We start from the raw sequence: 7,261 nt of genomic DNA on the forward strand, positions 1-7,261 counted from the left end.
AAGAGTGTGAATCCCGGGGAGGCGGGCCTGGACGCAACTCAGCCACCAGTACGTGCTCAAGCCGAAGGTTCCCGACCAAAGGTGACCAACACAAAAAATCCCGGGGAGGCGGACTAGTGCGGCGGGAGGTGCGGTTCGCGGTTTCGTCGCTGCGGCGGGGGCCGTTGTTGCGGCTGGTCGGATGGTCGCTGCCCGAGGCGTTGCCGGCGGCCGCCTCGGGGTTCGTGGTCGCGCGGGCGGTGGATGCCGGGTTCCTCGCCGGGGAGCCGGTGACCGGCCTCGCCTGGCTGGGTGGGCTCGTGCTCATGTCGGTCGTGGGGGCGGCCGGGACGCGGATGGTGTTCCGGTGGCTCGGCGAGCTCGCCGAGCCGTTCCGCGACGACCTCGTGCAGCGGGTGGTGGGCGGGGCGCTGGCGCAGGCCGTGGCGGGCCGGGCCGACGACGGCGCGCTGGCGCGGCTGACCCGGCAGGTGGAGATCGTCCGGGACACCTACGGCGGCCTGCTGATGGCCTGCCGGGGGTTCGTTGTCACGGTGGTCGGGGTGGTCGTCGGCCTGCTGTCGGTCGCCCCGGTGGTCGCGCTGCTGGTCATGCCGCCGTTCCTGCTGGGCCTGGTGGCGTTCGTGGCGATGCTCGGGCTCGCCGCGCAGCGGCAGCGCGAGGCAGTGCTCGCCGACGAGCGGCTGGCGGCCGCGACCGGGAGCGTTCTCGCCGGGGCGCGCGACATCACCGCGAGCGGGACCGAGGAGCACGCCGCCGGCATGGTGGCGGGGCCGATCGCCGAGCAGGCGCGGGCCGAGCGGCGGCTGGCCGGGGTCGCCGCCCTGCGGACCCTGTGCTTCGCGCTCGGCGGCTGGCTGCCGCTGGTCGTGGTGCTGCTGGCCGGCGGCTGGCTGGTGGACCGCGGCCTCACCGCCGGCACCATCATGGGCGGGCTGACCTACGTCCTGTTCGGGCTGCAACCGGCGCTGCAGAACCTCGTCAGCGGGGTCGGCGGCAGCGGCCTGCGGTTCGTGGTCACGCTGGGGCGGCTGCTCGACGCGAGCTCCATGCCCACCCCGCCGGCGCCGGCCCGCCGCCCGACGACCGGCCACGACGTGGAGCTGCGCGGGGTCACCTTCGCCTACGGCCCGCACGCCGAGCCGGTGCTGCGGGATCTCGACCTGACCGTGCCGGCCGGCCAGCACCTCGCCGTCGTCGGACCGAGCGGGATCGGCAAGTCCACCCTGGTCGGCATCCTCAGCGGGCTGCTGCGGCCCGACCGGGGTGCGGTGTCGATCGGCGGGGTGGACCCGGCCGAGCTGCCCGCCGACCAGCTGGCCGAGCTGCGGGTGCTGATCCCGCAGGAGGCCTACGTGTTCGCCGGGAGCGTCCGGGAGAACCTCACCTACCTGATGCGCCGGGAGCCGGCGGCCGGCGAGCTGGACGCCGCGGTCGCCGCGGTGGGCGCCGAGCTGCTGGTGGCCCGGCTGGGCGGCTATGCCGGTGCGGTGCGGCCGGCGGAGCTGTCGGCGGGGGAGCGGCAGCTGGTCGCACTCGTGCGCTCCTACCTCGCGCCGGCGCCGGTCGCCGTGCTCGACGAGGCGACCTGCCACCTGGACCCGGTGGCCGAGCGCCGCGCCGAGGAGGCGTTCGCGGCCAGGGGCGGGACCCTGATCGTCATCGCGCACCGGATCAGCTCGGCCATGCGGGCCGAGCGGGTGCTGGTCATGGACGGGACGGGCGCCCAGGTCGGCGACCACGCGACGCTGGCCGCGACCTCGGCGCTCTACCGCGAGCTGGTCGGCCACTGGCAGCCGACGGCCCTGCCCGCCGCACCCTGACCCCAGACCCCTCCTCGCTGCGCTGGACGCGGGTCAGAGCCACCCCGACTCGGTGGCGATCCGGATCGCGTCGATCCTGGTCCGGGCGCCCGCCTTGTTCATCGCGTTGGACAGGTAGTTGCGGACCGTGCCCTGGGACAGGGACAGCTCCTTGGCGATCTCCGGGCCGCTCGCGCCGGCGGCGGCGAGCCGGAGCACGTGCAGCTCCCTCGGCGTGAACGGGTTGCGGCCGGCGGAGAGCGCGGCCATGACCAGGTTCGTGTCGATCATGGTGCCGCCCCGGGCGACGCCGCGGATGGCGGCGAGCAGGCGGGCGGCGGGAGCGTTCTTGTCGATCAGACCGGGGATGTTCGTCGCGAGCAGCCGTTTGATCAGGCCCGGCGGCCTGGACGTCGTGAGGGCGACCACCTGGCAGTCCGGGAGCCGGCGACGCAGCTCGCGTACGGTCGACAGGCCGTCCTTCTCCGGGACGTCGGCGGACACGACGGCGACGTCCGGGCGCAGACGCTGGGCGACGGCGACCACCTGGTGGTCGCACGTGAGGTCGGCCACGACCTCCATGTCCTCCTCCTCGGAGATGACGCTGACCAGTGCCGTGCGCAGCAGTTCCATGTCCTCGGCGAGCAGCACCCTGATGGCTCCCGTGTCTGGCTGCCCGTCCGAGCGACGTAACGCCATACCTACCTCCCAGCCCCGACGGATGTCTACCTGGAAGAATTGTCAGGCCAGGACATATTTTTGTTACACCGGGTCCTTCTGTTGGAGTAGTGGGTCCTAATGGGAATTCTGGGAGGCTACTGACAATGCAGGAGCAGGTACTCCAGCTGGAGTAGAGGTAGCCGAATAGGGGTGTGGTAACCCTGATTTGGTGATGGCCCGGCTGGCGGCGTCCCCGGGCGGGCGTGGCGGCGGAGCGCACCGGGCGTAGGTACCTCACCGTCCGCCGCGTTCCGTCCCTGTTGATGTTCACCCGTTTCGAGTACCGGGGTCGGTCAGAGAGGGTGATTTCTCGCTCCCGTCGCCCGCGCCTCACCCGGTTGGCGGTAGGTTGTGCACACGCCGCGGGACGCTGCCCAGCCGGGCTCCACCAGGAGGATGAAGGAAGGGAATCCCCGTCCGGACGCCGGAATCCGTTCCGTGATATATGCGAATTGTGCGCGCCGGTCGGGGCGTGACTACTCCCCGTGTATTTCGTGATTTCTTCACTCGTCGCGCGGCCGGCGTAACCGGAGCATTACTCCGCGTTTGGTGAGAATTGTCGAACAGTCCAACATCGGGTTCGGCGGGGTCGTTCCCGCCGGCCGGCACGCCGTGCCGGCCGACAGGCCGGCGGACGGTGCCCGGGCCGGCGGGGGACGGACATAGACTGGCGCCCCCGACCCGAGGAGCCAGCTTGACCGAGCCGAATCCCGACGGCGCCACCCGCACGGCGCCCGACCGGGGCCAGGTGCCGGTGGGGCTCGTGGTGGGCACGGTGGCGGCGAGCCCGCTCGAGTTCTCCGTCGGCGTCGCCCCCGACCAGTTCCTGCAGCTCGACGACGTCGTGGTGACCAGGCGCAGCCTGCCGGACGGGTCCCAGGTTCGCATCGCCGGAGTCGTGACCAACGTCGAGGCCGGGCACGAGGGGGCGCGGTTCGCCTCCGACGTGTTCCTCATCGAGCAGGGCGCGCTACCGGCCGAGGTCAGCGAGGTCGCCGAGGTCACCGTGACCCGGGTCGAGCCGGAGGTGTACGTGCCGCCGCGGCCCGGCACGGCCGTCGCCAGGGCCGCCGGTGTCGAGCGGGACGCCGCGCTCTACTTCGACACGATGGGCGAGGCCAAGCTCCCGGTCGGCCTCGGCCGCGACGGGCAGCCCGTGTACCTCAACTTCGAGTTCGTCGACGGCACCCGCGGCGGCCACGTCTCGATCTCCGGCGTGTCCGGCATCGCCACCAAGACCAGCTTCGCCACGTTCCTGCTGCACTCGATCTTCAACTCGGGCGTGCTGCACGGCGAGGCGCACAACACCAAAGCGCTCATCTTCAGCGTCAAGGGCGAGGACCTGCTGTTCCTGGACTACGCCAACTCCCGGCTCACCGACGAACAGCGCGCCAGGTACGGCCTCCTCGGCCTGCCCGCGTCCTCGTTCCGCAACGTCGCGGTGTTCGCTCCGCCGCGGCCCGGCGACTCCAGCGGCACGCCCGACGTCCGGGCCCGCGACCGCGCGGTCAGCCCGTTCTACTGGACCCTCGCCGAGTTCTGCGAGCAGGAGCTGATGCCGTTCGTGTTCGCCGACGGCGAGGACGAGCGCAGCCAGTACACGATGCTGGTCTCCCAGGTCGCCGCGCGGCTGCGGCGCGACCACACCAGGGTCGGCGCGGACGGGGCGGTCACGGTCACCGGGGTCGACCCGGGCCGCGGCGGCCAGCTGCGCAGCTTCGACCAGCTCGTCGGGCTGATCGAGGACGAGCTGCTCGACGAGGACACCCGCCGCGACTGGGTCGCCGGCAGCACCTCGACCGGCAGCGTGAACGCCTTCCTGCGCCGGCTGCGCTCCGCGGTCCGGCCGCTCTCGACGATCATCCGGGCCGACCTCAAGGACCGCGGCGACCGGTCGCTGTCCACGTCCAGGGCCCAGGTCACCGTGGTCGACCTGCACAACCTGCCGGACCGGGCGCAGCGGTTCGTGGTCGGCGTCAGCCTGCGTCAGGAGTTCCGCCGCAAGGAGGAGCAGGGCACCGCCCGGCCGCTGATGTTCATCGTGCTCGACGAGCTCAACAAGTACGCCCCGCGCGACGGCGACAGCCCGATCAAGCAGATCCTGCTCGACGTCGCCGAGCGCGGCCGGTCGCTGGGCGTGATCCTGATCGGCGCGCAGCAGACCGCGAGCGAGGTCGAGCGGCGGATCGTCGCGAACTGCTCGGTACGGGTGGCCGGCCGGCTCGACCCGGCCGAGGCGTCCCGGCCCGAGTACGGCTACCTGCCGCCGGCCCAGCGCCAGCGGGCGACGATCGCCAAGCCGGGCACGATGTTCGTCTCCCAGCCCGACATCCCCGTTCCGCTCGCGATCGAGTTCCCCTTCCCGGCCTGGGCCACCCGGCCGGCGGAGAAGGGCACCTGGACCGGTGTCGACGACGGTCCCGCCCCGCCGGAGGACCCGTTCACCGGCCTCGACGACGACCCGCCGCCGTTCTGAGCCGGAGCCGCCGATGAAGATCCTGCACACGGCCGACTGGCATGTCGGCAAGGTGCTCAAGAACCAGCCCCGGATCGACGAGCAGGGGCCGGTGCTCGCCGACCTCGTGCGCATCGCCACCGACGAGGACGTCGACCTGGTGGTCGTGGCCGGCGACCTGTTCGAGACCGCCGCGCCCACCCCCGCCGCCCAGGCGCTGGTGATGAAGACGCTGATGGCCATGCGCGCCGACGGCCGGCAGGTCGTCGTGCTCGCTGGCAACCACGACAACCAGCGGCTCGTGCAGGACGTCTACCGCCCGGTGCTCGGGGAGCTCGGCATCCACGTCGTCGGCACCCCGCAGCGGCCGGACCGGGGCGGCACCGTCACGATCGACACCCGCGCCGGGGAGCGGGCCGTCGTCGCGGCGCTGCCGTTCCTGTCCCACCGCGTCGCGGTCCGGGCCGCGGAGGTGCTGCTGCACGACCCCTCGCAGCACAACCAGGACTACGCCAACCGGGTCCGGGCGATCGTGGGGATGCTCTGCGCCGGGTTCACCGCCGACAGCGTCAACCTGGTCACCACGCACGCGACGCTGCTGGGCGGGCGCTGGGGCGGCGGCGAGCGCGCGGTGCAGACCCTGCTGGGCTACGAGGTGCCGCCCGACACGTTCCCGACCAGCACCCACTACGCCGCGCTCGGCCACCTGCACCGCTACCAGGAGATCGCCGGGCCCTGCCCGATCGCCTACTCCGGCTCCCCGCTGGCGCTGGACTTCGGCGAGGAGGCCAACCAGGCGGTGGCGCTGGTCGTGCAGGCGACCCCGGACACCCGCGCGGCGATCCGGCCGGTCCCGGTGCGCGGCGGACGACCGCTCGCCACCCTGCGCGGCACGCTGGACGAGGTCGTCGCCGCCGGCGAGGAAACCGGGGACGCGTTCCTGCGGGTGATCCTGACCCAGAAGGCGAGCGCCGGGCTCGCCGACCAGGTGCGGGAGAAGCTGCCCAACACCCTCGAGGTGCAGATCGACGAGCGCTTCCGCGCCCGTACCGAGTCGACCGGGGTCGTGCGCACCAGGATCGGCCGCTCGCCGACCGACCTGTTCGCCGACTTCCTCGCCGAGCGGGAGATCGAGGACCCGCGGCTGGGCGCGATGTTCGCCGAGCTGCTCGACGATTCGACGGGAGGTCGGTAGCCGTGCGGCCGCTGCGGTTGGTGTTCGAGGGCTTCGGCAGCTACCGGGACCACACCGACGTGCAGCTGTCCGATGTGGACTTCTTCGTGCTGACCGGGCCGACCGGTGCGGGGAAGTCGACGGTCATCGACGCGCTCTGCTTCGCGCTGTACGGCACGGTCCCGCGCTGGGGCAAGACCAACGCGATCCGCGACGCGCTCGCCCCCTCGGTCAACGAGTGCACGGTGGGCCTGGTGTTCGAGGCCTCGGGCGGCCGGTACGCGGCGGTCCGCCAGCTGCGCCGGGACGCCCGGGGCAAGGTGCACACCCGGGAGGCGCGGCTGGACCGGCTCGACCCGTCCGTGCCGCCGGACGCCGAGCTGGCAGCGGTGCTCGAGGTCGCTCAGCCGGTGGCCGAGGGCGAGCGGGTCAGCGGCGCGGTCGCCGAGCTGCTCGGCATCGGCTACGAGCAGTTCACCCAGTGCGTCGTGCTGCCCCAGGGCAGGTTCGCGGAGTTCCTGCAGGCCAAGCCCGGCGACCGGCAGGACCTGCTGATCCAGCTGCTGGCCTACGCCGTCTACGAGGACGTCGGGCAGCGCGCCCGCGAGCGGGCGAAGGTCGCCACCGGGAAGCTCGAGATGGCCACCAAACGGCTCGACGAGCTGGGCACGGTCACCGACGACGTGGTCGCCGCGGCGACCCGCAGGGCCCGCGAGCTCGAGGACCTGACCTCGGCCGTGGACGACGCGGTCGAGGAGATGGCCACGCTGCGGCAGCGGTGGACCGAGGCGAACGAGAAGGCCCGGGCGGCGGCCGCGGTGCTCACCGAGCTCGACGCGCTGCGCCGCCCCGCCGACCTGGTGGACTTGTCCACCCGGCTGGCCGTCGCCGACGAGGAGATCGAGAACCGGACCGAGGCCCGGGTGGCGGCCGAGAAGTCCGAGGCGGAGACCGAGGCCGCCCGGGCCGAGCTGCCGGACCCGGCCGTGCTGGCCCGCTGGCGGGACGCACACGCCCGCGCCACCGCGCTGCACGCACGCCTCGAGCGGTCCCGGGCCGCCGCGGTGACCGCCGAGCAGGCCGAGCGGACCGCGGCGGCCGAGCTCGCGG

The 7,261-nt window shown here is 73.1% G+C and carries 5 protein-coding genes; 4 read left to right on the forward strand and 1 reads right to left on the reverse strand.

Going from position 1 to position 7,261, the window contains the following annotated elements; translation table 11 throughout:
* Positions 1 to 116 precede the first annotated feature (116 nt).
* Positions 117 to 1,823 carry an ABC transporter ATP-binding protein gene (locus tag BU204_RS09275; protein WP_075125178.1) on the forward strand — a complete coding sequence of 569 codons (1,707 nt, stop codon included), beginning with the start codon at positions 117 to 119 and terminating at the stop codon, positions 1,821 to 1,823.
* Positions 1,824 to 1,856: 33 nt separating this feature from the next.
* On the opposite strand, the gene BU204_RS09280 is transcribed toward BU204_RS09275, so the two are convergent.
* Positions 1,857 to 2,501, reverse strand: coding sequence for a response regulator transcription factor (locus BU204_RS09280; protein ID WP_075125179.1), 645 nt, complete (start codon positions 2,499 to 2,501; stop codon positions 1,857 to 1,859).
* A 715-nt stretch (positions 2,502 to 3,216) separates the two neighbouring features.
* Here BU204_RS09280 and BU204_RS09285 point away from each other — a divergent pair.
* The 3 genes from BU204_RS09285 to BU204_RS09295 all read left to right on the forward strand — a co-directional run.
* Positions 3,217 to 4,998, forward strand: a complete 1,782-nt coding sequence (locus BU204_RS09285) for an ATP-binding protein (RefSeq protein ID WP_233159842.1) — start codon at positions 3,217 to 3,219, stop codon at positions 4,996 to 4,998.
* 13 nt (positions 4,999 to 5,011) lie between these two features.
* Positions 5,012 to 6,172: an exonuclease SbcCD subunit D gene (locus BU204_RS09290; protein WP_075125180.1), complete on the forward strand. Its 1,161-nt coding sequence runs from the start codon at positions 5,012 to 5,014 to the stop codon at positions 6,170 to 6,172.
* A 2-nt stretch (positions 6,173 to 6,174) separates the two neighbouring features.
* The coding region (locus BU204_RS09295; RefSeq protein ID WP_143229399.1) for an AAA family ATPase at positions 6,175 to 7,261 on the forward strand (1,087 nt) is incomplete at its 3' end.

Origin of the sequence: Actinophytocola xanthii (genome assembly GCF_001921205.1) — a bacterium.
Classification (GTDB): Bacteria; Actinomycetota; Actinomycetes; order Mycobacteriales; family Pseudonocardiaceae; genus Actinophytocola; species Actinophytocola xanthii.